Below are 26,306 nucleotides of genomic sequence, written 5' to 3' on the forward strand. Positions count from 1 at the left end.
AGTTCACGGGCGGTGGATGGAGGTGTGCCGTGGCGAACTTCGCCGAACGGCTCGATCTTGCGCTGACCAAGCGCGGCTTCACCGGCGCGCAGGTCGCCTCCGCCCTGACGGAGGCGGGCATCCCCATCACCCGCGCCTACGTCAGCCAGCTGCGCACCGGCAAGCAGACCAACCCGACGCTCCAGGTGCTCAGGGCGCTGGCCTCGTGCCTCCAGGTGAGCGTCGGCTGGCTGGTCGGTGACGACTACCTCGAGTCCGGCGCGGTCGAGGACCTCCAGCTGCGCGCGGCCGCCATCGGCCTGGGCACCTCAGAGCTGTCCGAGAGCTCCCTGACCCTGCTGCGCGGCGTGGTCGAGCTGGCCCGCAGGGCCGAAGGGCTGCCCGACGAGCCCGAGCCCCCCTCCTCCCCCGACATCCCCGAGGCGGCCGCGCCGCTGAGCGGGCCGCAGCGCCGGGCGCTCGGCAGGCGGCTGCACGGCCTGCGCCTGGCCGCCGACCTGTCGGTCGCGCAGGTGGAGACGGCGATCGGCAAGGGAGCCGCCGCGATCCCGGCCATCGAGGAGGGCCGGATCGCGCCCGCCCCCATCACCGCCGAGCGCCTGCTCGCCCTCTACGGCGTCACCGCCCCGCCCATCCGCGAATACGTGCTGTCGCTGGCCAGGGGCGAGCGCGAGGCCGCCTGGTACGACGCCCAGTCGGTGCCGGTCTGGCTGGCCACCACGTACGCGCTGGAGCAGCGGGCCACGGTGATCCGCACCTACCATCCCCAGTTCGTCCCGCCGCTGCTGCAGACCGAGGAATACGCCAGGGCGGCCGTCACCGTGACCGGGCCGGCGACGCTCGGGCAGCAGACGGTCGACGAGGCGCTCGCCCTCGTGCTGGCCCGCCAGGAGGCCGTGGCCCGCGACAGCGGCATCGTGGTGTGGGCGGTCATCGACGAGAGCGTGCTGACCCGCTCGATCGTCGGGCCGCACGTCCAGCTCCGCCAGATCGACCAGCTCATCGAGCACGCCAAGCGGCCCAACGTCTCGCTCCACGTGCTGCCGACGGACGATCCCGTCTACGTGCCGCGCACCGGCCCGTTCACGCTCTGGCGCTTCGCCGAGGCGTTCGAGGCGGACATCGCGTGCGCCCACGGCATCGAGTCCGACGAGCTGATCACCGACACCGCCGCGGTGGAGGCGTACCACCAGGCGTTCACCAAGCTGTCGGTGACGACGACGACCCGCGAAGAGACTTTCGAGGTGTTGAATTTCCATCGCGAACGGCTTTCGCGTTCCCTCGGAAAGTGATCTCCTTCCCTAATGGATGATCGTTATTCACGGTAGAGGGTTAGGCAGATATACCGAAAACTAATGGCTTTTCCGGTTGTCATCCGCCGCGCAGCGAGGATCATAAGTTCTGGGTCATCGAGTGGGGTCCGAAAGGATCATTCTTTTCCCGAGAAAGTGGGCGAGGGGAAAGGGGCAACACTCAATGCGTCAGCGTGCCATCCGAAACCTGGCGAAGCTGGAGATGACCCAAGCCAGGATCACCCGGGTTCTCGACGCGGCCACGGGTGGGAAGAACAACTTCGTGGCGGACAGAGACGCAGTGCGCCGCTACGACCAGGCCGCTCCCGTCGTGACGACGGCCGCACGGGCCGTGCTCCACTATTTGTGCCGTGTGGTGCGTCATCTGGCCGGCGAAGGTGTGGACCAGTTCGTCATTGTCGGGAGTGGAGTGCCCAGCGGCCTGCCGGCGGGCAGACAGTTGCACGACGTGGCCCGTGACGCCCTGTGCGGCGCGGTCCCCCGTGTGGTCTACGTGGAGAACGACCCGATGGTGCTGGCCGGAGCCCGGGCGACCATCGAGCCCGTCACCGACCTCGTACGCGTCGTAGAGGGCGACGTGCGCGAGATCGACGACATCCTCGATGACCGGGTCCTGCAGACGTTCCTCGACTGGGACCGGCCCATGGCCGTGCTGCTGCTGTCGACCCACAGCCTGAACGACGACGAGTACTTCCACTACGTGATCAAGCGGATCCGGCAGGTGGTGCCCGAAGGCAGCTACCTGTCGCTGCTGCAGACCACGTTCGACGCGGTCCCGCCGGAGCTGCTGGGAGCGATTCACGACCTGCTGGCGATGACGCTGCCGGGTCACGCGATTCGCAACAGAGAGGAGGTCGCGGCGTTGCTCGAAGGTCTGGTGCTGGTCGATCCGGGGTTGGTGTGGATCCCGGAATGGCGGCCGGACGGCCTCGACACCGCCTGCGCCGAACAGCCGAGTTCTTCGGGGAGTTACGGGGCCGTGGCCCACCTCCCCTGACACCGGACGGTCCGGCCGAGCCACCCTGTCGTGCGCGCGGCCGGACTCAGTCCCACCAGAACGACCAGGCGTGCTCGCCGATGATCTGCTCGGCATAGCCCTGCAGGTCACCGGGGCCCTGGACGATGTTGTCCGGGCAGAACGTCCAATGCTCGGCGGCCACGTGCAACGCGTGCTCCGGATCGACCGGCGGCGCGGCCACGCTCAGGTCCAGGGTGTTGAACCCGACGCTCACCACCCGCGCGCCGAACCGGTCCTCCCAGCTGCGCACCACGGCGGCCAGCGGGACCATCCACTCGTTGTGGTGCAGCGCGCCCTGCCAGCCCATCACGGCCAGCGCGTCGGCGCCCCTGGGGGCGGCGACCAGGCCGAGCGGCATCCCCTTGACGGCCAGCTCGCCCGCGAGCCAGTCGGCGACCGCCTCGGGGGCCGCCTTGAGCATCCCGGGCGGGGCCGGGCCGGGACAGATCGCCCCGAACGGGTCCAGCTCCTCCAGCGCGGCCTGCGGCATCTGGGTCACCCACTCCTGCCACACCTCGGCCATGAACCCCTCGGCGGTGAAGTGGTCGATCTGGCGGGGGTCGTCCGGAACGATCTGCCCGACCCCCCAGGGCTGCGCCGACTCGTCCAGCAACACCGGCCACAGGCCGCTGTGCGGGTGCCACTCCCGCATGCGCCTCCAGTCCTCGCCGGACGCGGCCTCCTCGCTCATCCAGAACGCCGGCCTGAGCGCCTGGCCCTGCCGGGTGTAGCCGGGATCGGGCCAGACCACCTCGCCCGGCGGCAGCCCCGCGGGCAGCCTGTGCCCCCTGCCGCCGTCGGCGAACAGCCGCCCCAGCTCGCGTGCGCTCATGCCCTACCGTTCCGATACCGAATCCTGTCTCGGAGATGGTAGTCCGGCCGGTCGCCCTTGGACCTTTGACGACGCGGGAAATGCTGACGACTGTCACAATGAGGGGCTGTGATCCCCTTTGACGCGGTTCTGTCTGACCTTGATGGAGTGCTCCGGCTCTTCGACCACGCCGCCCAGGCCGACATCGAGGCCCGGTACGGCCTGCCGCTCATGCGGACGGCCCTCGACCCCGCGCTGATCATGCCCGCCACGCTCGGCCAAACCACCGAGGCGGAGTGGCTGGAGTCGGTCGCCGTCGCGCTCGGCGGCGACGAGCGGGCCCGCCAGGCCGTGGCCGAGTTCGGGCAGGTGCGGTTCTGGGTGGACGAGGAGGTCAGGGCGCTCTTGGCCAAGGCGCAGCAGCACGTGCCCGTGGTGATCGTGACCAACGCCACGGACTCGCTGGAGCAGCACCTCGACCTGCTGGGGCTCACGTACTTCGCGGACGACGTGGTCAGCAGCGCCAGGGTGGGCGTGGCCAAGCCCGACCCCCGGATCTACGAGATCGCCGCGGAGCGGGCCGGGGTCGCGCCGGAGCGCTGCCTGTTCGTGGACGACCGGCTGCAGAACGTGGAGGCGGCCAGGGCGCTCGGCATGACCGGCGTCCACTACCGCTCGTTCCAGGATCTGGCGGTCGTACTGGGCTGATGGTCGGTGGCCTGGTCGAAGAAGGCTCGTTCCAGCTCGACCGCCAGGCGGAAGACGTCCAGCACCGCCGTCCGGCGCTCCTCGTCCAGGTCCGCGCCGAGGCGGTCGAGCTCGCCCCGCAGGAAGGCCACCCAGGCCCGGAACTCCGGGCCCTCGTGCAGCTCGATCCACTCGCGGTGCACGAAGCTCTCCGGCAGCGGCCGCTCGGCCCGCGACGCCCAGCCCAGGTAGCACCATTCGGCCACGCAGAGCACGGCGACGATCAGCAGGTAGTCCTGTGACGTCCGCGCCTCGTCCATGAGCTGCCTGAACGCGGCCGTCACCGGCTCGGTCGGCGCGTCGGTCCGCCCGTTCAGCGCGGCCAGCGCCCGGTGGAAGTACGTCTTCTCCTCGGTGGTCGCCACCTGGCCGAGGAACTTCCCGTAGGGCACCCGCGCCTCGAACGTGTCCGCGCTCGCCACGGCCGCCCCGAGCAGGGCCGTGAACGAGTCCACGAACTGGAAGTCCTGCTCCAAGTAGCGCCGCATGCCGTCGTCGGGCGCCGAGCCCGTCGTGATCGCCATCGCGAACGGGTGCGTCACCACCGCCGTCCACTCGGGCTCGCACTGCTCTCTGAGCCATTCACTGAAGGATCGCTCGCTCACGATCCGACCGTACCCAAAACGAGCGTCAACCCCTTCCTCCCGGAGGACACCAGGTCCTCCGGGAGGAGCCAGCCCTTCCCCTATTCCCTCAAAGACATCCCAGGGACCTCAGCCGGACTGCGGCGAGGAGTAAGGGTGCGGCGGAAGCACCAACAAGGGGGTTGTTTCCGGCGCGGCTCGCGCCAACCGCGCCGGAAACGTCCGCGTGACCGCCGCCCCCGGCCTTGCTCGGCGAGCTGCGCTTCTCGCCAGGCCGGGGGCGACGGCGAGAGAGCGCCGCTCAGTACCCGCCGTACGGATTCTGGGAGGACGACTGGCTACTGGGGGCGCTCGTCTGGTGGCCCGACGGGTGGTTCGTCGGGGAGCTCGACGGCGAGGACGTGGGCGTCGCGGTGGACGTCGGCTTGGTGCCCTGCGGGGCGATGATGCCGATCAGGCCGTGCTTGGTGCCGTCGATGCCCGCGGAGAACCACATGGAGTTCTCGCCGCCGTTGGTGGCGGTGCCGGGCTCCAGGTCCCACAGGCCGGGCAGCACGATCGGGTTGCCGTCGGCCGTGGCCAGCGCGCCCAGGTGGCGGCTGTTCTTGTACGCGTGCACGGTGCCGTCGCCGAAGTTGCCGATGAGCAGCGCGCCCCTGTACTGTCCCCAGCCCTTCGGCGCGGCGGTGATCCCCCAGGGGGCGTTGAGCCCGACCCTGGAGATGCGGCCGGTGAGGCGCCCGCCGGCGTTGAAGCGGCTCACGAAGCCCTTGCCCTCGCCGAATTCGGGCTTGCCGGTGGACGGGTCACGCAGGGCCCAGGACACCCAGATGCTGCCGTTGGCGATCGCCACGTTGTAGGCCTTGTACGTCCTGGGGACGCCCGGGTCGCGGAACTGCCAGCTCTTCAGGCTGATGCGCCGGAAGTCCTCGTCGAAGGCGTGGATGCGCCCGCTCGCGAAGTCGGCGGCCAGCAGGAAGTCTCCGTCGTCGGTCTCGACGAGCTCCAGCCCCTTGTAGTCGGCGCCACGGGTGAAGGCCCCGATGATCGCGTTCTTCGGGTCCACGTCCTTGTTCCAGCCCGTGATGGCTCCGCTCGGGCTGGAGAAGATGAACGTGGCGGGCTTGCCCTTGACGGTGAAGCCCTCGCCCGGGTTGAACACCTGGCCGGTGGGTGCTCCGCCGGGGATCCACACCTCGGTCTGCTCCTTCTTGCCCGTGCCGGAGTAGACGGTGGCGGTGCCGGTGCCGGTGTTCGAGACCCACAGAGTCTTGCCCATGGCCAGGCCCCACGGGTTGACGACCTTGGCGTCGGTGACCGGGGCTTTGCCCTGAACGTCCGACACAAGGTTGATCACGTCGAATCGGTTCCTGGTTGTGGTGGCGTGCGCGGGAGTGGTGAGAGTTGCTCCCCACACAACCGCAACAGCGCAGAGTGTGATGATGCGTGGCCGCATCCGTTGCCTCCTAGTTAGCGCTTGTGACGCGAGATACGTGGAGGGCTGTGGGCCGGTTCAGCCGGTTCCGGAAATATCGGGACAGGAGTTTTTTCGTGTCCTGAAGGGGAGAGGGATTGACATGAACGTGTTGGGCATTGACATCGGTGGTTCGGGAATCAAGGGTGCTCCTGTCGACATCGAGGCCGGCGAGCTGGTGAAGGAGCGCTTGCGCATTCCCACGCCCCAGCCGTCCAAGCCCGATGAGGTGGCGGAAGCCGTGGCGGAGATCGTCAAGCATTTCGGCTGGAGCGGTCCCATCGGGGTGACGTTCCCCGGCGTGGTCAAGGACGGGGTCGTGCTGACGGCCGCCAACGTGGACCACTCGTGGATCGGCGTGGACGCGGCCGGGTTGTTCGGCGGGGCGACCGTGCTGAACGACGCCGACGCGGCCGGCGTGGCGGAGGTGACCTACGGGCGCGGGCGCGGGGAGCGCGGGACCGTGCTCGTGCTGACGTTCGGCACGGGGATCGGCAGCGCGCTGTTCACCGACGGGACGCTCGTGCCCAACACCGAGCTCGGGCACCTGGAGCTGCGGGGCAAGGAGGCCGAGCACCGGGCGTCGGCGCGGGCGCGGGAGGAGCACGAGCTGAGCTGGGAGAAGTGGGCCGAGCGGGTGGAGGAGTACCTCCGGCACGTGGAGATGCTGCTGTCGCCCACGCTGATCGTCATCGGCGGAGGTGCGAGCAGGAAGGCCGACAAGTTCCTGCCGCACGTCCACATCGACACGCGCGTGGTCCCCGCCACCCTCCAGAACGAGGCCGGCATCATCGGCGCCGCCCTGGCCGCCTCCCGTCACTCATGAGCCGCTCCGGGCCGGGCTCACTTCGTACCGGGCCGGCTCGGGGCCACCCACTTGAAGTCCTTCGTGTCGTCCGGCAGGGCCTGCTTCCCCTCGGGGTACTGGAAGGTGGGGAACGCCGACTTGTCGATCTTCACGGTGGCGAAGTCGACCTCGCGCAGCCTCGCCCCCGGCCAGCCGTCCTGCTCGTACGGCTCGGCCATGTCGGCCAGCGCCTGCCCCTGCGTGATCAGGTAGGCGACGATGGCCGCCTGGCCCATGCAGTACGTGATGAGCGCGCCGATCATCACGGTCAGCACCTTGTCCGCGGCGTTGAGCAGCCATCTCAGGTACAGGCGGCCCTGGACGGCCCCCACGGGTGACAGCACCATCATCGACAGCCCGTACACGCTGGAGGCGGCGACCATCGTGGAGAAGGTCGCCATCGCCCCCTTGAAGAGCCGGAAGGCGTTGGCCACGCCGTCGAGGATGTCGCCGATCTGGTCGAGGGAGTCGCGCAGGACCTCGGTGCCCGCGTGCATCTTGCCGGTCACTCGGGAGAACTCCCGCTGGTCGTCGGCGATCCAGCCGCGGCGGGACTCGGCGGGAATGCCGTCCAGCACCTCCACGGGGTTGTCGAGGTCCCTGGCCATCTGTTTCCAGACCTTGGCGACCTCCGAGACCCGGTCGACGTCCATCTGGAGGGACTCCAGGAGGGCCAGCGACACCAGCGGGACGCCCGCGTACAGCTGGAGCCCCTTGAGCGTCCGGATGATCGGCCACGGCGCGGGCGGCATCACACGTACTCCACGATGCTTGCCTGCTCGGCCCTGCGCCAGTTTCCCGCGCAGGTGGCCAGGCTGTCGGTGATGCCGCGGGAGGCGATGGCGCCGCCCCGCAGGGCCTCCGTGCAGCCTCGCTGCGCCGTCTCGTAGGCCGGGCCGAGGATTCTCGCCAAGATCGTCCCCAGCGTGCCGTCGCCGAGGTCGGTGTCGTAGACGCGGTCTCCGGTCTTCATGAGGCCGGCCCAGACGTCGTCGTAGCGCTCGCCCATGGCGGCGATGACACTGGACGTGATGACCCTTGTCTCCTGCGGGGTGGACATGTCGCTCCTTCAGGTGTTCTGCGTCGAAGGTCATCTTTGTCGCCATGGAGGCGTTGATCATCTGGGTTCACCGGATGTTCGACGGGGCGCAACCAGCCGCTGTCAACGGGTTCAGGAAATCTTGATCAACTCCATTGGTCGCGCCGACGAACAGGAAGGTCACGGCATGTTCGACTTCGACCCGGCCGCCGTCACGCCCGAGGAGCTGGACAGGATCGGGCGGCGCGCGGACGAGGCCATGTCGAAGCTCGCCACGGCCATGGACGGGCTCGGCGAGGTCACCGGGGCGGGCACCGCGGCCGGGGGCCGGATCCAGGCGACCGTGGAGGCCGACGGCCTCGTCCGGGACATCCGCCTGGACGCGCGGGTGCTGCGCACGATGGGCAGTGACGAGCTGGCCGAGGCGATCGTGACGGCGCTGCGCGCGGCCCAGCTGTCGGCCCGGGGCCAGCTGGAGGAGCGCCTCGCCGAGGCCCAGGGCGGCGAGCGCCTGCCGTTCGACCTCGGGGACGTCGGCCGCCGCTTCGAGGCCGTCCAGTCCGCCTTCCTCTCCGCCCTGCCCCGGCGCTGACCGGCGGCGCGCCCCCGATCACCGGCCGGACTACCCCGCCTTCGGCGATAGCTCTTAGGGTGGGTGTTCTCCAGCCGATGAGGAGAGGGTGCATGCGAAACGTCGCTCGGACCTCGCTCGTGGACGCCGCGATCGACGAGCTCCGCCGAGAGATCGCGCGTGGTGTGTGGCCGGTCGGCACCAAGATCCCGTCCGAGAGCCAGCTCGCGCAGAGCCTCGGCATGAGCAGGCTGTCCGTGCGCGAGGCGGTGCGGGTCCTGGCCCACGCCGGGCTCCTGCACACCCGCCAGGGCGACGGCACGTACGTGACCGCCACCGACGAGTCCAAGGTCGCCCTGCGCCGGCGGCTCGACACGGCGGCCGCCATGGACATCATCGACGTGCGCCGCGGCCTCGACCTCGTGGCCGCCCGGCTCGCGGCGGGCAGGCGCACCGAGGAGGACCTGACCGCGATGCGCCGGACGCTGGCCCGCCGGGACGCGGCCGCCCGCGCCGGCGACCTCGACGGCTTCGCGGACGCGGACGTGGACTTCCACCTGCTGGTCGCGGACGCCGCGCACAACGCCCTGCTCGGCGACCTCTACCGCAGCATGAGCGACGCCCTGCGCGACAGCGTCAGGGACCAGGAGCAGGCGGCCCTGACGCCGGACAGCTCCCACGACGACCTGCTGGGCGCGATCGAGGACGGCGACGCGGCCCGCGCGGTCGCCGTCTCCGTCGCCATCCTCGACCAGCAGGAACGCGACCTCTGAACCGGGGTGGGCCTGCGACGCGGTGCCGCTCGGGAAAGCGGCGCCGCAGGCACACCCCGGGGCTCTCCCCGCCAGGACCGCCGATCACTTACCCGAGATGACGATCGTCTCCCCTGGCGAGCCCGTCTCCCCTGGCGAGCCCGTCGGCCCGGGCGGGTCCGATGGGTCCGGCGTGCCCGTGGGCGGGTCCGGCTCGGCTTCCGACCGGCGCGACCGGTGGACCAGCCGCGCCACGCGGGCCGGCCACCTCGGCGACGCCCCGTCCGGCGAGGGCGGCCGAGGCGGCAGGCCCGGCAGGCGGGACTGCGGCAGCAGCCACAGGGCCACCACCGCGACCAGCGCACCACCGACGGCGGCGATCACCAGCGCGTAGACAGGCACCCCGCCGGATCCCTGCCCCGCACCACCGGAGCTTTCCGGCCCCGCACCGGCGCCACCGGAGCTTCCCCGCCGGCCACCCGTGTCACCGGAGCCTTCCCGCCCCACGTCGGTAGCACCGGCGCTCGCCTGCCCCTTCGGCGACCGGGTAATCACCGCCGGACTCCCGTCCGGGAACCCGGGCGGCCGCACGGCCCCCCAGAACGACTTCCCCGCCGACATCGGCGCCACCATCTCGGCGGGCACCGGATCGACCTTCAGCCCACCGGGAACGGTCAGCGTCCCCACCACGTACGGCTGGAACAGCCCCTGGACGCCCTCCACCTTCCACACCCCCTCAGGCACCACCACCGACGTGGCGTAATGCCCGGCCTCCGGCAGCGCCGTGCCGCCGAAGAGCAGGCTCTTCCCGTCCGCCCCGGTGAACCGCAGCCCGACCGCTCCGAGATCCCCCTCGAACGGATGGGAGCCGTGCTGGAGCACCCAGAACCCCAGCGCGTACGACGTCCCGCCCTCGAACCGGGACGGCGCCGGATCCAGATAGGTCACCGCCCACCCGCCGGCAGCGGCGGCGGGCAGGCCGCCCAGGGCCAGCGCCACCGTGCTGGCCACCGTGGCGGCCAGCACGGCCAGAATCCTCTTCATGGGACCACCTCCGGTACAGATACACCGGAGGCGCGCCCCAGGTTCTGACGGGCCTGCGACATTTCCCGTTACGGCGCGCACAATGGAGGGAAGGCGAGAATTCGGCGGGGAGCGAGGAGGCTTGCGCCGTGTCCGCCACCGGACGCGCATATGTGACCGCAATGCTCGACGTCCTCGTTTTCGAGAACGTATTGGTGGCGTGGCGACGGAGCGCGCCCTGGGGCGGATACATGATCGTCTCGCACGAGGGCGAGGAGATCAGGTTGACCGCGCGACAGGCGGAAACGTGGGCGCGGGGCGCCTTCGCCGTCTACCTGGCGATGATCGACCAGGGACGCATCACCCCGCGCATCCCGCGCGGCACCGCGCAGTCGTAGCCCGCCCCGTGGCTGACCGCCCATAACCGGCCCGGTAAATCCGTCCCGGAATTCCCGCCATTCCCGGCGGGCGTCACGCAAAGGACGTGTGGCCCATTCCCGGGCCGCCGGCGGTCAGGACGACTGGTTGTTCATGAACTCCGAGATCTTCCACTTCCCGCCCTCCTTGCCGAGCAGGAACAGCTCGCGGAAGCGCGCGTCCCCCTGCTTGCTCCCCGAGCGGACGACGGCGTTCTCGGCGCCGACCGTACGCACGTCCACGATGGTGTGCATGGCCGACACCACGTCGGTCGCGCCCTGCAACTGCTGCTGGTAGAGGCTGCGGATCGCCTTGGTGCCCTCGGCCGTGGCCTCGCCGTCTATCTCGACCACCGCGTTGCCCGTGAACAGGCTGACGATCTGGTCCACGTTCCCCGCCTTGAGCGCGTTGAAGTAGGACTCGACGGCGCCGCGCGGCTGCCCGGCCGCCGTCGCCGTCGCGGTCGGGGACGGGGACGGGGACGGGCTCCTGGTGTAGGGACCGGTCGGGGTCACGGCCGCTTTCATCGCTTGCGTACGGTCACCGCCCACGTCGCAACCGGCGACCAGGAGGACGGGGACGATCGCCGCCGGTAGAAGTGCCCGGCGCTGAAAAACCTTGCTCATGGCCGCTTTGATGCCCGCGCCCGCCATGCGCGAATGCGGCGTTTGGCCACTCCGCACGACCCCTTTAGCTCGTTGGGGTGTTACTCACAGTAACGGTTCACTGGATCTGGCTGAGACCGGTCAGAGTTGCGATCGTTGCCGCCCCGAGACCAGCGCACAGGGCGCCGCCGATAGCGTCCGTCCAGTGCCGCGAATCCAGGCGAACCCCGAACCCCTCCCCCAGCGCGAGGACGCCGAACGTTGCGACAGCATCGATTCAGGACGGCGTTGCGTGTTGCCACTGACCCATCGAAGCCCGCACGTCTACCCCCCGGTGGAGACTGGAGCATAGCCCTCGGCCTGGCATCGGCGCAGCCGATATGCCAGAACGGCATGACCCCGCTCTGAGCAGGCGGAAGACGAGCCACTTCCCCCGTACGAGGGAGGCGGTCCCCGGGCCGGTCGGCTAGCTTCTGGAGCCGTGGCGGTTCCCTGGAAACCTTGGAAGCCCTGGAAGGCGGTGCTCTACCAGCTACTGGGCGCGGCGTTGCTGACGCCGGTGGCGGCGGTCCTGGCGGTGGCGCTCGTGACGGAGGTGTCCCTGGCGCGGGTGCTGCTGCTGTGGGCGGCGTGCCTGCCCGCGTCGGCGCTCGTGGCGTGCCTGCCCCTGGTGCCGCGACTTGAGGTCATCGCGCTGTCAGAGCTGCTCGGGGTGGCCGTGCCGGATCGCGCGGACCCGGTCTATCTGCGGGTGCTGACGGCGCTGCACCTGTTCGTGGGGGCGACGCTGAGTGCCGGGGTGCTGGCGCTGGCGCCCGCGTTCACCCGCCGGCAGGCCGCTCAGGATGATCTGGCGCAGGTGTCCGTCATGGCCGTGGCCGTGCTGGCGGTGATGGTGCTGGCGGGGGCCGGGCAGCAGCGGGTGGCGCGCAGGCTGCTGCGCTCCGACCCGTCGCTGGTGATCGAGGAGCTCGGCCGCCGCCAGAGCCTGGCGCTGGAGCTGCACGACTCGGTGGGGCACGCGCTCAGCGTCGTCCTGGTGCAGGCCATGGCGGCCCAGGCGGCCCTGGGGCGGCCGGAGACGGTGCCGGTGGCCCAGCGGTCGCTGGACCACCTGGTGGGCACCGCACGTGGCGCTCAGCAGGAGCTGGACGTGCTCCTTCGGGTGCTCGACGAGGGCAGTACGGCGCAGGCCCCACGCTGGCCGCCCTCGGCGCGCTCGTTCAGGGGCTGGACGTGGAGTGCCGTGCCGACCCGGTGGACCGGGTGCCGGAGGCGGCGTCGCGGGCGGCGTACGCGATCGCCAGGGAGGCGGTCACGAACGCGCTCAGGCACGGGCGGGGGCGGGTCCGGGTGGACCTGGCCGTCCGGCAGCACGCCGACCCCGAGGTGACCGCGGTCAGGGGCCGGGGTCCTTCGGGGGCGAAGGGGGGCGTGACCGCAGTCGGTGGCGGAGGTCCGGGCGGAGCTGGAAGGGGTGGGAAGGAGGTCGTGCTGGTCGTGGAGAACGAGGTGGCCGGGAGCGCGCCGCCCGGGGAGGGGCGCGGTCTGGTGGGGATGCGGATGCGGGCGCGTCTGGCCGGCGGGGTGTTCGAGCGGGAGGAGGTGGGCGGCACATGGCGGGTGACGGCGACACTGCCCGCGTGAGCAGGGGGATCCGGGTGGTGCTCGCCGACGACGAGCCGCTCATCCGCTCCGGCTGGGCCACCATGCTCTCCCCGTACGACGACATCGAGGTGATCGGGGAGGCGGCCGACGGCCACGCCGCCGTCGAGCTGGGCCGCGCGGCAGACGTCGTGCTCATGGACATCCGCATGCCCGGCCCCGCCGGCAGCATGGACGGCCTGCACGCCACCCGGGAGCTGGCCCGCCTCTCGCCGCGCACCCGGGTCGTCGTGGTCACGACGTTCGAGAACGACCAGCTCGTCTGGGGCGCGCTACGCGCGGGCGCGGCCGGCTACGTGCTCAAGCGCTCCCCCGCCGCCGACCTGGTCACCGCGATCAGGCTGCGGGACGGCGTGCTCTTCCCCGACGCGCTGCGCCGCATCGCCGCCCCGCGCCCGCGCGCCACCGCCGCCCACGACCTCACCCCCAGGGAGCTGGACGTCCTGCGTCACCTGGCCCGCGGGCTGAGCAACGCCGAGATCGCCGCCGCCCTGTACGTCACCAGGGAGACGGTCAAGACGCACGTCGGCAACGTCCTGGACAAGCTGGGCGCGAGAGACCGCACCCAGGCCGTCGTGCGAGCCTACGACCTGGGCCTGGTCCTGGCGGGCGATCAGGCGCCGACCTCCACGCCGCCGTCCGCCACCCGTACCCGGTAGATCGGCACGGACACCGCGTCCTCGTCCAGGCAGCGCCCCGACACCAGCGAGAACACCTGCTTGTGCAGCGGCGAGGCCACGGTCGGCTCGCCCTTCCTGGTGCCGACGATGCCGCGCGAGAGCACGTACGCGCCGCTGAACGGGTCGAGGTTGCCCAGCGCGTGCAGCGTGCCGTCGTGGGTGCGGAAGATGGCCACCTGCTCGCCGCCCACCAGGGCGCAGACGCCGCGTTCCGGCACCATGGCCTCGTAGTCGCAGATCCGCGTCCAGCTCATCGGGCCATCACCGGCTTGATCTGGCCGCGCTCGCTGGCGAAGACGATCGACGGGTCCGGCACGCCGGGGGCGTTGACGAAGGTGACGAACCTGTTCAGCTTCTCGGGGTCGTCCAGCGTGGCCGCCCACTCGTCGGCGTACGTGGCGATGTGGTTCTCCATCTGCGCGTCCAGATCGGCGCAGATGCCGAGCGAATCTTCCATGATCACCTCGCGGAGATAGTCGAGCCCGCCGTCCAGCGACTCCAGCCAGGTGGAGGTGCGCTGCAGCCGGTCGGCCGTGCGGATGTAGAACATGAGGAACCGGTCGATCGTCCTGATGAGCTCCTCCGAGCTCAGGTCCGTGGCCAGCAGGTCGGCGTGGCGGGGCTTGAAGCCGCCGTTGCCGCCGACGTACAGGTTCCAGCCCTGCTCGGTGGCGATGATCCCGAAGTCCTTGGACCTGGCCTCGGCGCACTCGCGGGCGCAGCCGGAGACGGCCGACTTGAGCTTGTGCGGCGAGCGCAGGCCGCGGTAGCGCAGCTCCAGCGCGATGGCCATGCCCACCGAGTCCTGCACGCCGTAGCGGCACCAGGTCGAGCCGACGCACGACTTCACCGTGCGCAGCGCCTTGCCGTACGCGTGGCCGGACTCGAACCCGGCGTCCACCAGCCGCCGCCAGATCTCCGGCAGCTGCTCGACCCGGGCTCCGAACAGGTCGATGCGCTGACCGCCGGTGATCTTCGTGTAGAGGCCGAAGTCACGGGCCACCTCGCCGATCACGATGAGCTTGTCGGGGGTGATCTCGCCGCCGGGGATGCGCGGGACGACCGAGTACGTGCCGTTCTTCTGCATGTTGGCGAGGAAGTGGTCGTTGGTGTCCTGCAGCGTGACCCGCTCGCCGTCGAGCACGTGGCCGTTGTAGAGCGAGGCCAGGATCGAGGCCACGGCCGGCTTGCAGATGTCGCAGCCCCTGCCGTGCCCGTGTTCGGTGATGAGCTGGGAGAACGTGGTGATCTTGCGGACCCGTACGATGTCGAACAGCTCGGCCCGCGAGTACGTGAAGTGCTCGCACAGCGCCTTGCTGACCTCGACGCCCGACTTCTCCAGCAGTTGCTTGAGCATCGGCACGCAGCTGCCGCAGGTCGTGCCGGCGCGGGTGCAGGCCTTGATGCCGGGCACGTCGGTGACGCCCTTGTCGGCGATGGCCGTGCGGACGTCGCCCGCGCACACGTTGTTGCAGGAGCACACCTGCGCCTCGTCGGGCAGGTCGAGGCTGGCCCCGGCCCCGCTGAAGAGCAGGTCGGACGGCGAGGCGGGCAGCGCCTTGCCGACGAAGGGCCGCAGGGACGTGTACGGGGAGGCGTCGCCCACGCAGATGCCGCCGAGCAGCGTCTTGGCGTCGTCGCTGATGAACAGCTTCTTGTAGACACCGCCCACCGGGTCCATGTAGGTGACGTCGAGCGCCCCCGACATGGCCCCGAACTGCGCCACCTCGACACCCAGCAGCTTGAGCTTGGTGGACATGTCGGCGCGCTCGAAGGCCGAGGACCCGCCCATGATCCGGTCGGCCGCCACCTCGGCCATCGTGTTGCACGGCCCGACGAGGCCGTAGACCATGCCGCCGACCAGCGCGCACTCGCCGACCGCGTAGATCGAGGGGTCGGAGGTGAGCATCGAGGAGTCGACCACGATGCCGCCCCGCTCGCCGACCGCCAGCCCGGACGACCTGGCCAGCTCGTCACGCGGCCTGATGCCCGCCGAGAAGACCACGACCTGCGCGTCCAGCACCGTGCCGTCCGGCTTGCGCAGCCCGGTGACCTGGCCGTCCGCGGTGACGATCTCCTGGACGCCCGCCCCGGCGTGCACGCCGAGCCCGAGGCCCTCGATGTGGGACTTCAGCACCGCGCCGCCGCCCTCGTCCACCTGCCGCGGCATCAGCCAGGGGCTCATCTCGACGATGTGCGCCTTCAGCCCGAGCGCGCGCAGCGCGTCGGCGGCCTCCAGGCCGAGCAGCCCGCCGCCGACCACGACGCCCTCGACCGCGTCCTTGGCGGCCACCCGGATCGCGTCCAGGTCGTCGATGGTGCGGTAGACGAAGGCGTGCTCGGCGCCCGGCACCGGCGGCACGAACGGCGCCGACCCGGTGGCCAGCACGAGCACGTCATAGGGCTCGGTGGCGCCGTCTGCCAGGGTGACCTCGCGGGCCTCCCGGTCGATCCCGGTGACCCGGCTGCTCAGCCTCGTCACGACCCCCGCGGGCACCTCGTAGGTGAGGTCCTCCACGGTGACGCCGGAGAGGTAGGAGGTCAGTGCCACCCGGTCGTACGCCGGGCGCGGCTCCTCCCCGATCACGGTGATCCGGCCGTCGAAGCCCTTGTCCACCAGGGTTTCGACGAGCCGGTGGGCCGTCGGCCCGTACCCAACGACGACGATCCTGCTCATACTGAAATCCCTTCCTGCTCGCACAGCCAGCCGACGATGCCCTCCACGGCGTCGCGGCAGGTTCCGCATCCGGTCGTCGCCCTGGTCGCGGCCGCCACTCCGGCCACGTCGCGGGCCCCGGCCTCCCAGCACGCCCTGATCTGACCCTTGGTCACGTTGTTGCACTGACAGACCTTGGCCGCGTCCGGCATCAGCGTCGGGCTGTCGGCCACCGGCGCCGACGACAGCCCGGGGAACAGCAGCCCGGCGCGGTCCCCCGGCACCGGCGCGCCTCGGTCGAAGAGCTGGGTGAGCGTGCCCACGGCGTCGCTCTCGCCCAGCAGGATCGCGCCCACCAGCCGCCCGTCGCGGATGACGAGCTTGCGGTAGGTGCCGCGGGCCCGGTGGCTGAAGCGCACCACCTCGGCGTGCTCCTCGGTGAGCTGGGTCTCGCCCATGGCGGCCAGCTCGACGCTCCTGGCCTTGAGCCTGGTGACCAGCCGGGAGCCCCGGTAGAGGGCCTTGCCGCCGGTGATCACGTCGGCGGCCACGGAGGCCTGCTCCCAGGCGGGGGCGACCAGGCCGTACACGGTGCCCTCGTGCTCGGCGCACTCGCCGATGGCGAAGATCGACGGGTCGTCGGTGCGCAGCTCGTCGTCCACGACGACGCCGCGCCGCACCTCCAGCCCCGCCGCGGCGGCCGGCCCGGTGACGGGGCGGACGCCGCAGGCCAGCACGACGAGGTCGGCCTCGATCAGCTCGCCGCCCGCCAGCCGGACGCCGTCCTCCCGCACCGACTCGGCGCTGACGCCGGTGCGGATCTCGACGCCGAGCCCGGCGAGCGTCTCGCCGAGCACCTCGCCCGCCTCGACGTCGAGCTGGCGCTCCATGAGATGCCCGGCCAGGTGCAGCAGCGTCACGGGCAGGCCGCGCCCGGCCAGCCCGCGGGCGGCCTCGATGCCGAGCAGGCCGCCGCCGACGACCACGGCCCTGCGGGCCTGGTCGGCGGCCTCCATGATGCGCTCGCAGTCGTCGAGCGTGCGGAACGGGATGGCCCGCTCCACGCCCGGGATCGGCGGCACGATCGCCTCACTGCCCGTGGCCAGGACCAGCAGGTCGTACGGCTCGCGCCGCCCGCCCTCGGTCACCACGTGCCTGGTCTCCCTGTCGATGTGGGCGACCGCGTCGCCGAAGGCGGCCTCGACGTTGTGGGCGTCGTACCAGGAGGATTCGAGCAGCCTCACCTGCTCGGGACGCGAGCTGCCGGCCAGCACGTTGGACAGCAGCACCCTGTTGTACGGCTGGCGCGACTCCGCGCCGAAGATCGTGATCCTGATGTGCGGGTCCCTGGTCCGTACCTCGCTGACCAGCCGCGACCCGGCCATCCCGTTGCCGACGACGACGAGCCTCATGAGTCCCTCTCCACCCTGACCGCGCAGACCTTGAACTCCGGCATCCTCGAGGTCGGGTCCAGCGCCGGGTTGGTGAGCCGGTTGGCGCCCTCCCAGTGGAAGGGCATGAAAACGGTGTCGCGCCTGATGGCGTCGCTGATCCTGGCCACGGCCTTCCCCTCGCCTCTCCTGCTGCTGACCCGTACGACGTCCCCGGGCGAGATGTCGAGCTGCTCGGCGAGGTCCGGGTGCAGCTCGACGAACGGCTCGGGAGACGCCTGGACGAGCGGCGCGATCCTGCGGGTCTGGGCGCCGCTCTGGTAGTGGGCGAGCACCCGTCCGGTGCTCAGGTAGATCGGGTAGTCCGCGTCGGTCTCCTCGGCCGCCGGCCGGTGCTGGACGGGCACGAACCTGGCGCGGCCGTCCGGGTGGGCGAAGGAGTCGAGGAACGGGCGCGGCGTGCCGGGGTGCTCCGGCTCGGGGCAGGGCCAGAAGACGCCCTTCTCTTCGGTGATGCGCTCGTAGGTGATGCCCGAGTAGTCGGCCGCCCCGCCCTTGCTCGCCCGGCGCAGCTCGTCGAAGATCTTGACCGGCTCGGTCTCCAGGCGGTGCCCGAGCCGCTCGGCGAGCCCGGCGAGCACGTCGAGGTCGCTCCTGACGCCCTCGGGCGGCGCCACGGCCCGGTTGCGGAGCAGGACGCGGCCTTCGAGGTTGGTCATGGTGCCGGTCTCCTCGGCCCACTGCGTGACCGGGAAGACCACGTCGGCCAGCGCCGCGGTCTCGGACATGACGAAGTCGCAGGTCACCAGCAGGTCGAGGGAGGCGATGCGCTCGGCCACGTGCTCGGAGGCGGGCGCGGAGATCACGGGGTTGGAGCCGAACAGCAGCAGCGCCCGCGGCCCGCCGGGGGTGCCGAGGGCGTCGAGCAGCTCGTACGCCGACCGCCCCGGTCCCGGGAGGCTGTCCGCCGGGACGCCCCACACGCCCGCGACGTGCTCGCGGGCCGCCGGGTCGTCGATCTTGCGGTAGCCGGGGAGCTGGTCGGCCTTCTGCCCGTGCTCCCTGCCGCCCTGGCCGTTGCCCTGCCCGGTCACGCACCCGTACCCGGAGCCGTGCCGGCCGGGCAGGCCCAGCGCCAGCGCCAGGTTGATGAACGCGCTGACCGTGTCGGTGCCCTTGGCGTGCTGCTCGGCGCCGCGCCCGGTCAGGATGTACGCGTTGCCCGCCGCGGCCAGCGCCCGGACCGCCTGCCGCATCCGGTAGACCGGCACCCCGGTGATCCGCTCGACCCGCTCCGGCCACCAGGCGGCCAGCGAGGTGCGGACCTCCTCGAACCCGGTGGTCCTGGCCGCCACGTACGCCTCGTCCACGAGCTCGTCGGCGATGGCCAGGTGCAGCATCCCGAGCGCCAGGGCCAGGTCGGTGCCGGGCGTGGGCTGCAGGTGCAGCCAGGCCTGCCTGGCCGTCTGGGAACGCCGCGGGTCGATGACGATCACCCGGGGGCCCGACAGGTGGCGCACGAACGGGGGCATGGTCTCGGCGACGTTCGCGCCGGCCAGCAGCACGACGTCGGCCTCGGCCAGGTCGGTGATGGGGAACGGCATGCCGCGGTCCATGCCGAACGCCTTGATCGAGGCGGCGGCGGCCGACGACATGCAGAAGCGGCCGTTGTAGTCGATCTGGCTGGTGCCCAGCGCGACCCTGGCGAACTTGCCGAGCGTGTAGGCCTTCTCGTTGGTGAGCCCGCCGCCGCCGAACACGGCCACGCCGTCGGGACCGTGTTCGGCGCGGATCGCGGACAGCCGCTCCGCCACGTGGTCGAGCGCGACCTCCCACTCCACCGGCTCGCCGTGCAGGAGCGGGGTGGTCAGGCGCTCGCCGTTGGTGAGCAGCTCGCCCGCCGTCCAGCCCTTCTGGCACAGCGCGCCGGAGGCGTTGGCAGGGATGTCGGTCCTGGGGCTGATGGCCAGCTCCGGGCCGATCTCCATGCCGCACTGGAGCGCGCAGTACGGGCAGTGTGTCTTCACGGGCTCACTCATCGGGTCAGACCCGGGCATAGGCGAGGCTGGCCACGACCGAGGCGCCGACCTTGCGGGTGTAGCACCACCAGGTCAGGGCGAAGCAGGACACGTAGAAGACTCCGAAGGCGAGGAAGGCGGGCGCGGGGGTCCCGGCCGCGGCGAACGACATCCCGAACGCCCGGTTGATGAGGAACCCGCCCAGCGCTCCCACCGCCGAGATGATGCCGATGGCGGCCGAGGCCTGGCGCTTGCCGTACAGCAGGGACTCCTCGCCCTCGCCGCGCTCGGCGACGGCCTTGGCCTGGAAGATGGCCGGGATCATGCGGTACGTGGAGCCGTTCCCGATACCGGCGGTGACGAAGAGGAGCTGGAAGGACAGGAAGAACATCCAGAAGTTGCCGGAGGTGCTGGCCATCCAGACCAGCAGCACGCCGCCGCCCATCCCGGCGAAGTTCCACAGCGTGACGGGGGCGCCGCCGAGCCTGTCGGCCAGCCAGCCGCCCACCGGCCTGATCAGCGAGCCCAGCAGCGGCCCGACGAACGCCACGGCGGCGAACGGGGCCTCGGGGAAGAGGCTCTTGCTGAGCAGCGGGAAGGCCGTGGAGTAGCCGATGAACGAGCCGAAGGTCCCGATGTACAGGAACGACATGATCCAGGTCTGGGCCTTGCCCGCCACCGCGAGCTGCTCGCGCGGGTTGGCCCTGGCGCTGGTGAGGTTGTCCATGAAGAAGAAGGCGCAGGCGCCGGCCACGACGATGAACGGGATCCAGAACCACCCGGCCGCGGCCAGCCCGAGCGAGCCGATCACCAGCGGCATGACGAGCTGGACCGAGCTGACGCCGATGTTGCCGCCCGCGGCGTTCAGCCCGAGGGCGACCCCCTGCTTGTGGCGGGGGTAGAAGTAGGTGATGTTGGCCATGCTGGAGGCGAAGTTCCCCCCGCCGACCCCGGCCAGCGCCGCGATCACCAGGAACAGCCAGTACGGCGTCTCCGGGTTCCCGACCGCCACGCCCAGCAACACGGCCGGGATGAGCAGCAGCGCCGCGCTCACCACGGTGAAGTTGCGCCCGCCGAACTTGGCCGGGCCGAACGTGTAGGGAACGCGCAGCACCGAGCCGACCAGGTTGGGCAGCGCGACCAGCCAGAAGAGCTGGTCCGTGGAGAACTTGTAGACCCCCATCTTGGTGGCCACGATGCTCCACAGCGTCCACACGGTGAAGCCGAGGTGCTCGGCGGCGATCGAGAAGATCAGGTTGCGCCGTGCGACGCGCTTGCCTGAGCTCTCCCAGAAAGCTGGGTCATCGGGGTGCCACTCGGCGATCCAGCGCGCCATCGACTTTCTCCTACGTTCGGCGTCCGGGGGGAACTCCAAAGTAGGAAGCGCGCGTTACGCACTTTGACGATCCGTGGCTGTGCGTTCGTTACGTGTGATTCACCGGCGTAACAAGCCACGCACATGCGTCACGGAGGAAACCTGCTCGTAATACTGGCTGATGATCAGCCGTAATCTTCTGCGTGGCTTGTCACGATACGTGAGCGGTCAGCCCTGGCTGTCGGCCAGGCGCCGCAGCGGCTCGCCGGTCAGCCGGTACTTCAGCCACTCGTCCTGGCGCACCGCGCCGAGCTTGTCGTAGAAGGCGACGCTGGGCTCGTTCCAGTCGAGCACCACCCATTCGAAGCGCTGGTAGCCGCGCTCGGCGCAGATCCCGGCCAGCTCCTTCATGAGCGAGACCCCGTGGCCGCCGCCCCGGTGCTGGGGGCGTACGTACAGGTCCTCCATGTAGATGCCGTGCACGCCGCGCCACGTCGAGAACGTCAGGAACCAGAGCGTGAAGCCGGCCACCTCGCCGTCGTGCTCGGCGATGTGGACGAACGCGGCCGGGTTGTCGGCGAAGAGCGCGGTGTGCAGCTGCTCCTCGGTGACCGTCGCCTCGTGCGCGGCCTTCTCGTACTCGGCGAGCTCACGGATCATGTTGGCGATTTCGGGCACGTCGGCGGGTGTCGCGGGGCGAATCATGGCACCCAGGGTATGACCCCTCCCCGATTGAACCCGCCCAGTGTGTCAAACGTCGTAGTTGTCAGAACGGTATTCGGGGACCGTGGCAGACGCTCAGGCAAGGTATCGGACAGGGGAGCGGAACCGATGGGCGTTGCACAGCAACCGGGGGTACTCCTGCCCTCGTGCCCCGATCTCAAGCTGGCGCTCGTGCTGGGCGAGCGGGCGCTGTTCGTGAACGGCGACCTGCAGACCGCACGGCGCTGGTTCGACTCGGCGTACCGGCTGGCCGAGCTGTGCGGCGACCCGTCGTCGCTGGCGAGGGCGGCCCTGGGGCTGGGCGGGATCTGGGTGCACGAGCACAGGACATGTGCGGAGTCGGAGATGGTACGCGCCCGCCAGCGGCACGCGCTGTCCTTGATCGACCCTCGCTCCTCGCCGGCCCTGCGGCTGCGCGTGCGGTTGCGGGGCGAGGAGGACTACCGCGCGGGCCGGCACGCCACGATCATGGAGCTGCTGGCCGAGACCAGGGGCTCCGGCGACGGGGCGGCGCTGGCCGAGGCGCTGAGCCTGGCGCACCACTGCCTGCTCGGCCCCGAGCACGCGGCGCTCAGGCTGGAGCTGGCGAGCGAGCTGATCGGCCAGGCCGCCGTCACCGAGCGCAGGGGCGACCTGCTGATGGGCCTGCTGTGGCGGACGGTCGACCTCTACCTGGCCGCGGACCCGCACGCCGAGCGCGGCCTGGCGGAGCTGCGCGGCCTGCTGACCGGCCACGACCACCTCGCGGTCGGGTACGTGGTCGAGGCCATCGAGGTCATGCTGACCATCCGCGCTGGCCGCTTCGCCGAGGCCGAGAAGCGGGCCGGCGAGTGCTTCGAGCGCGGCGTGACCGCCGGCGACATGGACGCGACCGGCTGGTACGGCGGCCAGCTCGGCGCCATCCGCTGGTTCCAGGGCCGGGCCGCCGAGCTGCTGCCCATCCTGTCGGACCTGGTCAGCTCGCCCACGCTGAGCCCGATCGACAACTCGTACCTGGCGGGCCTGGCGCTGGCCGCGGCCGTCGCGGGCGACCGGCGCGCGGCGGCCGGGCACCTGGCCAGGCTGCGCGTGGAGGAGATGCCGGGGTCGAGCACCTGGCTGCTCTCGATGTACTGCGTCGTGGAGACCGCCCACCTGCTGCAGGACCCGGACACGGCCGCGCGCGCGTACGCGCTGCTGCGCCCGTTCGCGGACCTGCCGGTGGTGGCCAGCCTGGGCGTGGCCTGCTTCGGCTCCGTGCACCACTCGCTGGGCATGGCCGCGCTCACCACCGGGGACCTGTCCACGGCGGTGGAGCACCTGCGGGCGGCCGTGCGGGCGAACTTCGCGTTGGGGCACTGGCCGGCCGCCGCGCTGTCGAGGTGGCGGCTGGGCCAGGCGCTGGCGCTGCGCGACGGGACGCAGGACAAGGCGGCCAACCGGGAGCAGGCAGCCGCCGCGCGGGAGGCCAGGGAGCTGGGCATGGTGCTGCCGTCCGTGGCCGGGCGCTCGTCCTCGGGGCAGGACGGTTGCCGCTTCCGCAGGCACGGGCGGCACTGGCAGGTGGAGCTGGGCGGGCGGCTCGCGCTCGTCGACCACAGCGTCGGGATGGGGCACCTGGCCACGCTGGTCGCCAATCCGGGCCGGGAGATCCTCGCCGCCGACCTGGCCGCGGGGTCGTGGACGCGCGAGCCCGAGGGCGGGTCGGCCCAGCCGGTGCTGGACGACCAGGCCAGGGACATGTACCGGCAGCGGCTGGGCCAGCTTGAGGCGGAGATCGACGAGCTGGAGTCGATGAACGACCTGGAGCGGGCGGCGGGGCTGCGGCTGGAGCGCGAGTGGCTGGTGGCGGAGCTGACGGCGGCGACGGGCATCGGCGGTCGGGCGCGGCCGTTCACGGGGAGCGAGGAGCGGGCCAGGATCGCCGTGGGCAAGGCGATCAGGCGGGCGCTGGCGCGGATCTCGGCGGTGGACCAGGCGATCGGGGAGGAACTGCGCGCCACGGTGCAGACGGGGCTGCGCTGCTGCTACCAGCCCCGGTAGCGGACCTGCGGCGGGCCCGGCCCTTGGGCCGGGGTGCGGTTTCCATCCGGGAGACTGTTCCCATGGAACAACGTATGTTGGGACGAACAGGACGCCAGGTGGGCACAGTCGGCCTCGGCGCATGGCAGCTCGGCGCCGACTGGGGCCAGGTGACGGAGGACGAGGCGTTCGCCACCCTGGGGGCCGCCGTGGACGCCGGGGTCACCTTCATCGACACGGCCGACGTCTACGGCGACGGCCGGAGCGAGCAGATCGTCGGCAGCTTCGCCAAGGGGCGGCCGGAGCTGACCGTGGCCACCAAGATGGGCCGCCGGCTGGAGCAGGTCCCCGCCAACTACGTGATGTCCAACTTCCGGGTCTGGAACGAGCGCTCCCGCCAGAACCTCGGCGTGGACACCCTCGACCTGGTCCAGCTCCACTGCCCGCCGACCCCGGTGTACTCGACGGACGCCGTGTTCGACGCCCTGGACACGCTGGTGGCCGAGCAGAAGATCGCCGCGTACGGGGTCAGCGTGGAGACGTGCGAGGAGGCGCTGACGGCGATCGCGCGGCCGGGGGTGGCGTCCGTGCAGATCATCCTCAACGCGTTCCGGCTCAAGCCGCTGGAGCGGGTCCTGCCCGCCGCCCGGGCCGCCGGGGTGGGCATCATCGCCCGCGTCCCGCTGGCCAGCGGCCTGCTGTCCGGCCGGTACGACGAGCACACGACCTTCGGCGCGGACGACCACCGCACCTACAACCGGCAGGGAGAGGCGTTCGACGTCGGCGAGACCTTCTCGGGCGTGGACTTCCGCACCGGCCTGGAGGCGGTCCGCCGCCTGGTTCCCCTGGTGCCGGAGGGCCTGACGATGGCCCAGTTCGCGCTGCGCTGGATCCTCGACCAGCCCGGCGTGTCGGTGGTGATCCCCGGCGCCCGCAACGCGTCCCAGGCCACCGCGAACGCGGCCGCCGCGACGTCCCCGCCCCTCCCGCCGGCCACGCTCGAAGCGGTCGAGGCCGTCTACGACGACCTGATCCGGCCGCAGGTCCACGACCGCTGGTAGGCGCATTGACGGGGCGCCGTCCCCGCCGCCCCCTCCGGTTGCACGGCCGAGCTCAACACCCAGGAGCGCTGGGCCACGACCGCGCCGGATCCCGGGCCGCGCCTTCACGGCCGCACGGCACTCGCCGGGCGCGGCCTCCCGCCAGGTCGTCCTCCACCCGATCCGCACGGGGAGCAGCACGGGGATCCGCGCGGGGAGCGGCACGTGGAGCGGCACGGCCTGGTCGGTGCGGTGAGATCCCCGTGGCGGCGGGGTGAGGCACGGGTGGCCGCGACGGCGCGCGGACCATGATTGTCGGTGGCGGCGCGTAGCGTCGCGGCTGTGAATCGCACCGACCGGCTCTACGCACTCGTCGAAGACCTGCGCGCCATCGCGCCCCGCTGCCGCTCCGCCCGCGAGCTGGCCAAGCGGTTCGAGGTGAGCGTGCGCACGATCGAGCGCGACATCACCGCCCTGCAGGAGTCAGGGGTGCCGATCTACGCCGAGGCGGGCCGCAAGGGCGGTTACGCGATCGACAAGAAGATGTCCCTGCCCCCGCTCAACTTCACCCCGGCCGAGGCGGTGGCCATCGCGGTGGCGCTCAGCCAGGCCGGCGACCAGCCGTTCGGCCGGCAGGCCCGCAGCGCGTTACGCAAGGTCGTGGCCGCGATGCCGGGCTCCGAGGGCGACCTGGCCAGGGAGCTGGCGCGGCGCGTGCAGCTCGTCCACCACCCGCCGGAGCCCGGCTCCCCCGAGGTCCGGCCGCTCGGGGGCGAGGGCATCTCCCGGGCCATCGAGGAGGCGCTGCTGCGGCGGCGCGTGCTCAGGCTCGAATACGCCGACGCCAAGGGCGCGCTGACCTCGCGGGACGTCGAACCGGGGGTGTTCCTGGGCGGGCGGGGCGGGTTCTGGTATCTCGTGGCCTGGTGCCGGTTACGCGATGACGTGCGGGTCTTCCGGCTCGATCGCATCGCCGCCGCGACCGTGACCGCCGAGCGCAGCCCCGACCGGCCGCTCGAAGGCTTCGCCGCCGACGTGCCCAACATGATCGTGGACACCGCCATGCTCGATTAGTCAATCGAAAACACCGACATAGGGTTGTCGCCACAGCGTTAGATCGTTGCTTTGTTCGAGAAAGGTTCAGTGACGAGGAGACGACGATGGACAGCACCGTGACCTGGTTCGAGATCGCGACCGACGATCCCGAAGGCGCCCAGGCGTTCTACGGTGGGTTGTTCGGCTGGACGTTCAGCACCGGCGAGGGGCCGATCGACTACCGGATGATCGGCTATCCGGGCGGCGAGCAGCCCGGCGGCGGGCTGTTCAACACCAAGGGCGAGTTCCCGGCGCACGCGATCTTCCACGTGCAGGTGGCCGACGTCGAGGCGGCCTGCGCGAAGAGCGAGTCGCTGGGCGGCAAGGTGATCACGAAGGTGATCGACGACGGCGCCGGCACCGACTTCGCCTACCTGCGTGACACGTCCGGGAGCGTCTTCGGGGTCTTCCACCGCAGGTGAGCTTCCCCCCACAGGTGAATCACCCGTTCGAGGGCCGGGGAGAACGCCTTCCCCGCAGACCCCCGGCGTACGGACGGGCCGCTTCCTAGGAGCGGTTCA

27 protein-coding genes are annotated in these 26,306 nt (G+C 71.3%); 14 read left to right on the forward strand and 13 right to left on the reverse strand.

All coding sequences use genetic code 11. From position 1 onward, the window contains the following. The first annotated feature begins 29 nt into the window (after positions 1 to 29). Together AB0J87_RS16925 and AB0J87_RS16930 are read left to right on the forward strand one after the other, a co-directional pair. A complete protein-coding gene (locus tag AB0J87_RS16925) occupies positions 30 to 1,292 on the forward strand; it encodes a Scr1 family TA system antitoxin-like transcriptional regulator (RefSeq protein ID WP_350723067.1) in 1,263 nt (420 codons plus the stop codon). A 184-nt stretch (positions 1,293 to 1,476) separates the two neighbouring features. Continuing rightward, positions 1,477 to 2,310: an SAM-dependent methyltransferase gene (locus AB0J87_RS16930; RefSeq protein WP_350723069.1), complete on the forward strand. Its 834-nt coding sequence runs from the start codon at positions 1,477 to 1,479 to the stop codon at positions 2,308 to 2,310. 46 nt (positions 2,311 to 2,356) lie between these two features. Here the strand turns inward: AB0J87_RS16930 and AB0J87_RS16935 are convergent, their stop codons facing one another. Further along, on the reverse strand, positions 2,357 to 3,163 hold the full coding sequence (locus AB0J87_RS16935; RefSeq protein WP_363966121.1) for a DUF4253 domain-containing protein: 807 nt from the start codon (positions 3,161 to 3,163) through the stop codon (positions 2,357 to 2,359). A gap of 108 nt (positions 3,164 to 3,271) precedes the next feature. Here AB0J87_RS16935 and AB0J87_RS16940 point away from each other — a divergent pair, with 108 nt between their 5' ends. After that, positions 3,272 to 3,850, forward strand: a complete 579-nt coding sequence (locus AB0J87_RS16940) for an HAD-IA family hydrolase (protein ID WP_363966123.1) — start codon at positions 3,272 to 3,274, stop codon at positions 3,848 to 3,850. On the opposite strand, the gene AB0J87_RS16945 is transcribed toward AB0J87_RS16940, so the two are convergent. Together AB0J87_RS16945 and AB0J87_RS16950 are read right to left on the reverse strand one after the other, a co-directional pair. Then, positions 3,811 to 4,494: a TenA family protein gene (locus AB0J87_RS16945; RefSeq protein WP_363966125.1), complete on the reverse strand. Its 684-nt coding sequence runs from the start codon at positions 4,492 to 4,494 to the stop codon at positions 3,811 to 3,813. The genes AB0J87_RS16940 and AB0J87_RS16945 overlap by 40 nt on opposite strands. A gap of 280 nt (positions 4,495 to 4,774) precedes the next feature. Next, complete coding sequence (locus tag AB0J87_RS16950) at positions 4,775 to 5,830, reverse strand: TIGR03118 family protein (protein ID WP_350723076.1); 1,056 nt, start codon at positions 5,828 to 5,830, stop codon at positions 4,775 to 4,777. A 220-nt stretch (positions 5,831 to 6,050) separates the two neighbouring features. Between AB0J87_RS16950 and ppgK the strand changes: the two genes are divergently transcribed. Continuing rightward, the gene (ppgK, locus tag AB0J87_RS16955) at positions 6,051 to 6,773 is read left to right on the forward strand and encodes a polyphosphate--glucose phosphotransferase (protein WP_363966127.1); all 723 of its coding nucleotides are present in this window, start codon (positions 6,051 to 6,053) and stop codon (positions 6,771 to 6,773) included. A 17-nt stretch (positions 6,774 to 6,790) separates the two neighbouring features. Here the strand turns inward: ppgK and AB0J87_RS16960 are convergent, their stop codons facing one another. Beyond that, a complete protein-coding gene (locus AB0J87_RS16960; RefSeq protein ID WP_363966129.1) occupies positions 6,791 to 7,546 on the reverse strand; it encodes a hypothetical protein in 756 nt (251 codons plus the stop codon). Next, entirely contained in the window at positions 7,546 to 7,854 is a 309-nt protein-coding gene (locus AB0J87_RS16965) for a hypothetical protein (protein ID WP_350723082.1), read from the reverse strand. The genes AB0J87_RS16960 and AB0J87_RS16965 overlap by 1 nt, the downstream gene beginning before the upstream one ends. A 166-nt stretch (positions 7,855 to 8,020) precedes the next feature. Between AB0J87_RS16965 and AB0J87_RS16970 the strand changes: the two genes are divergently transcribed. Next, entirely contained in the window at positions 8,021 to 8,425 is a 405-nt protein-coding gene (locus tag AB0J87_RS16970; RefSeq protein ID WP_363966131.1) for a YbaB/EbfC family nucleoid-associated protein, read from the forward strand. A 92-nt stretch (positions 8,426 to 8,517) separates the two neighbouring features. Beyond that, the gene (locus AB0J87_RS16975; RefSeq protein WP_357730370.1) at positions 8,518 to 9,177 is read left to right on the forward strand and encodes an FCD domain-containing protein; all 660 of its coding nucleotides are present in this window, start codon (positions 8,518 to 8,520) and stop codon (positions 9,175 to 9,177) included. 84 nt (positions 9,178 to 9,261) lie between these two features. On the opposite strand, the gene AB0J87_RS16980 is transcribed toward AB0J87_RS16975, so the two are convergent. After that, entirely contained in the window at positions 9,262 to 10,200 is a 939-nt protein-coding gene (locus tag AB0J87_RS16980; protein WP_363966134.1) for a hypothetical protein, read from the reverse strand. 161 nt (positions 10,201 to 10,361) lie between these two features. On the opposite strand from AB0J87_RS16980, the gene AB0J87_RS16985 reads away from it, so the two are divergent. Beyond that, positions 10,362 to 10,577: a hypothetical protein gene (locus tag AB0J87_RS16985; protein ID WP_363966136.1), complete on the forward strand. Its 216-nt coding sequence runs from the start codon at positions 10,362 to 10,364 to the stop codon at positions 10,575 to 10,577. Positions 10,578 to 10,691: 114 nt separating this feature from the next. Here the strand turns inward: AB0J87_RS16985 and AB0J87_RS16990 are convergent, their stop codons facing one another. Beyond that, positions 10,692 to 11,222, reverse strand: a complete 531-nt coding sequence (locus AB0J87_RS16990; protein ID WP_363966138.1) for a nuclear transport factor 2 family protein — start codon at positions 11,220 to 11,222, stop codon at positions 10,692 to 10,694. Positions 11,223 to 11,682: 460 nt separating this feature from the next. Between AB0J87_RS16990 and AB0J87_RS16995 the strand changes: the two genes are divergently transcribed. From AB0J87_RS16995 to AB0J87_RS17005, 3 genes are all read left to right on the forward strand, one after another. Further along, positions 11,683 to 12,594, forward strand: a complete 912-nt coding sequence (locus tag AB0J87_RS16995; protein WP_363966139.1) for a histidine kinase dimerization/phosphoacceptor domain-containing protein — start codon at positions 11,683 to 11,685, stop codon at positions 12,592 to 12,594. A gap of 98 nt (positions 12,595 to 12,692) precedes the next feature. Beyond that, complete coding sequence (locus tag AB0J87_RS17000) at positions 12,693 to 12,848, forward strand: hypothetical protein (RefSeq protein WP_363966141.1); 156 nt, start codon at positions 12,693 to 12,695, stop codon at positions 12,846 to 12,848. After that, positions 12,845 to 13,525: a response regulator transcription factor gene (locus AB0J87_RS17005; RefSeq protein WP_363966143.1), complete on the forward strand. Its 681-nt coding sequence runs from the start codon at positions 12,845 to 12,847 to the stop codon at positions 13,523 to 13,525. Before AB0J87_RS17000 ends, AB0J87_RS17005 begins: the two co-directional genes overlap by 4 nt. On the opposite strand, the gene nirD is transcribed toward AB0J87_RS17005, so the two are convergent. The 6 genes from nirD to AB0J87_RS17035 all read right to left on the reverse strand — a co-directional run bounded on the left by nirD (position 13,480) and on the right by AB0J87_RS17035 (position 21,631). After that, entirely contained in the window at positions 13,480 to 13,800 is a 321-nt protein-coding gene (gene nirD, locus AB0J87_RS17010) for a nitrite reductase small subunit NirD (protein ID WP_350723096.1), read from the reverse strand. The two genes, AB0J87_RS17005 and nirD, sit on opposite strands and share 46 nt — an antisense overlap. Then, entirely contained in the window at positions 13,797 to 16,223 is a 2,427-nt protein-coding gene (gene nirB / locus AB0J87_RS17015) for a nitrite reductase large subunit NirB (protein WP_363966146.1), read from the reverse strand. The genes nirD and nirB overlap by 4 nt, the downstream gene beginning before the upstream one ends. Continuing rightward, positions 16,220 to 17,614, reverse strand: a complete 1,395-nt coding sequence (locus tag AB0J87_RS17020; RefSeq protein WP_363966148.1) for an FAD-dependent oxidoreductase — start codon at positions 17,612 to 17,614, stop codon at positions 16,220 to 16,222. The genes nirB and AB0J87_RS17020 overlap by 4 nt, the downstream gene beginning before the upstream one ends. Continuing rightward, positions 17,611 to 19,632 (reverse strand): molybdopterin oxidoreductase family protein, encoded by a 2,022-nt coding sequence (locus AB0J87_RS17025; RefSeq protein WP_363966150.1) that lies wholly within the window; start codon positions 19,630 to 19,632, stop codon positions 17,611 to 17,613. The genes AB0J87_RS17020 and AB0J87_RS17025 overlap by 4 nt, the downstream gene beginning before the upstream one ends. Positions 19,633 to 19,636: 4 nt before the next feature. Next, positions 19,637 to 20,947 carry an MFS transporter gene (locus AB0J87_RS17030; RefSeq protein ID WP_363966152.1) on the reverse strand — a complete coding sequence of 437 codons (1,311 nt, stop codon included), beginning with the start codon at positions 20,945 to 20,947 and terminating at the stop codon, positions 19,637 to 19,639. 207 nt (positions 20,948 to 21,154) lie between these two features. Beyond that, a complete protein-coding gene (locus tag AB0J87_RS17035) occupies positions 21,155 to 21,631 on the reverse strand; it encodes a GNAT family N-acetyltransferase (protein ID WP_355194161.1) in 477 nt (158 codons plus the stop codon). A 126-nt stretch (positions 21,632 to 21,757) separates the two neighbouring features. Between AB0J87_RS17035 and AB0J87_RS17040 the strand changes: the two genes are divergently transcribed. From AB0J87_RS17040 to AB0J87_RS17055, 4 genes are all read left to right on the forward strand, one after another. Beyond that, positions 21,758 to 23,671 (forward strand): hypothetical protein, encoded by a 1,914-nt coding sequence (locus AB0J87_RS17040; RefSeq protein WP_363966154.1) that lies wholly within the window; start codon positions 21,758 to 21,760, stop codon positions 23,669 to 23,671. 62 nt (positions 23,672 to 23,733) lie between these two features. Further along, complete coding sequence (locus tag AB0J87_RS17045; RefSeq protein WP_363966156.1) at positions 23,734 to 24,711, forward strand: aldo/keto reductase; 978 nt, start codon at positions 23,734 to 23,736, stop codon at positions 24,709 to 24,711. Positions 24,712 to 25,032: 321 nt separating this feature from the next. Beyond that, positions 25,033 to 25,764 carry a YafY family protein gene (locus tag AB0J87_RS17050; protein ID WP_350723111.1) on the forward strand — a complete coding sequence of 244 codons (732 nt, stop codon included), beginning with the start codon at positions 25,033 to 25,035 and terminating at the stop codon, positions 25,762 to 25,764. Positions 25,765 to 25,850: 86 nt separating this feature from the next. Further along, the gene (locus tag AB0J87_RS17055) at positions 25,851 to 26,207 is read left to right on the forward strand and encodes a VOC family protein (RefSeq protein ID WP_363966159.1); all 357 of its coding nucleotides are present in this window, start codon (positions 25,851 to 25,853) and stop codon (positions 26,205 to 26,207) included. The last annotated feature ends 99 nt before the right edge of the window (positions 26,208 to 26,306 follow it).

It is taken from the genome of Nonomuraea sp. NPDC049625, from assembly GCF_040675285.1.
GTDB classification, from domain to species: domain Bacteria; phylum Actinomycetota; class Actinomycetes; order Streptosporangiales; family Streptosporangiaceae; genus Nonomuraea; species Nonomuraea angiospora_A.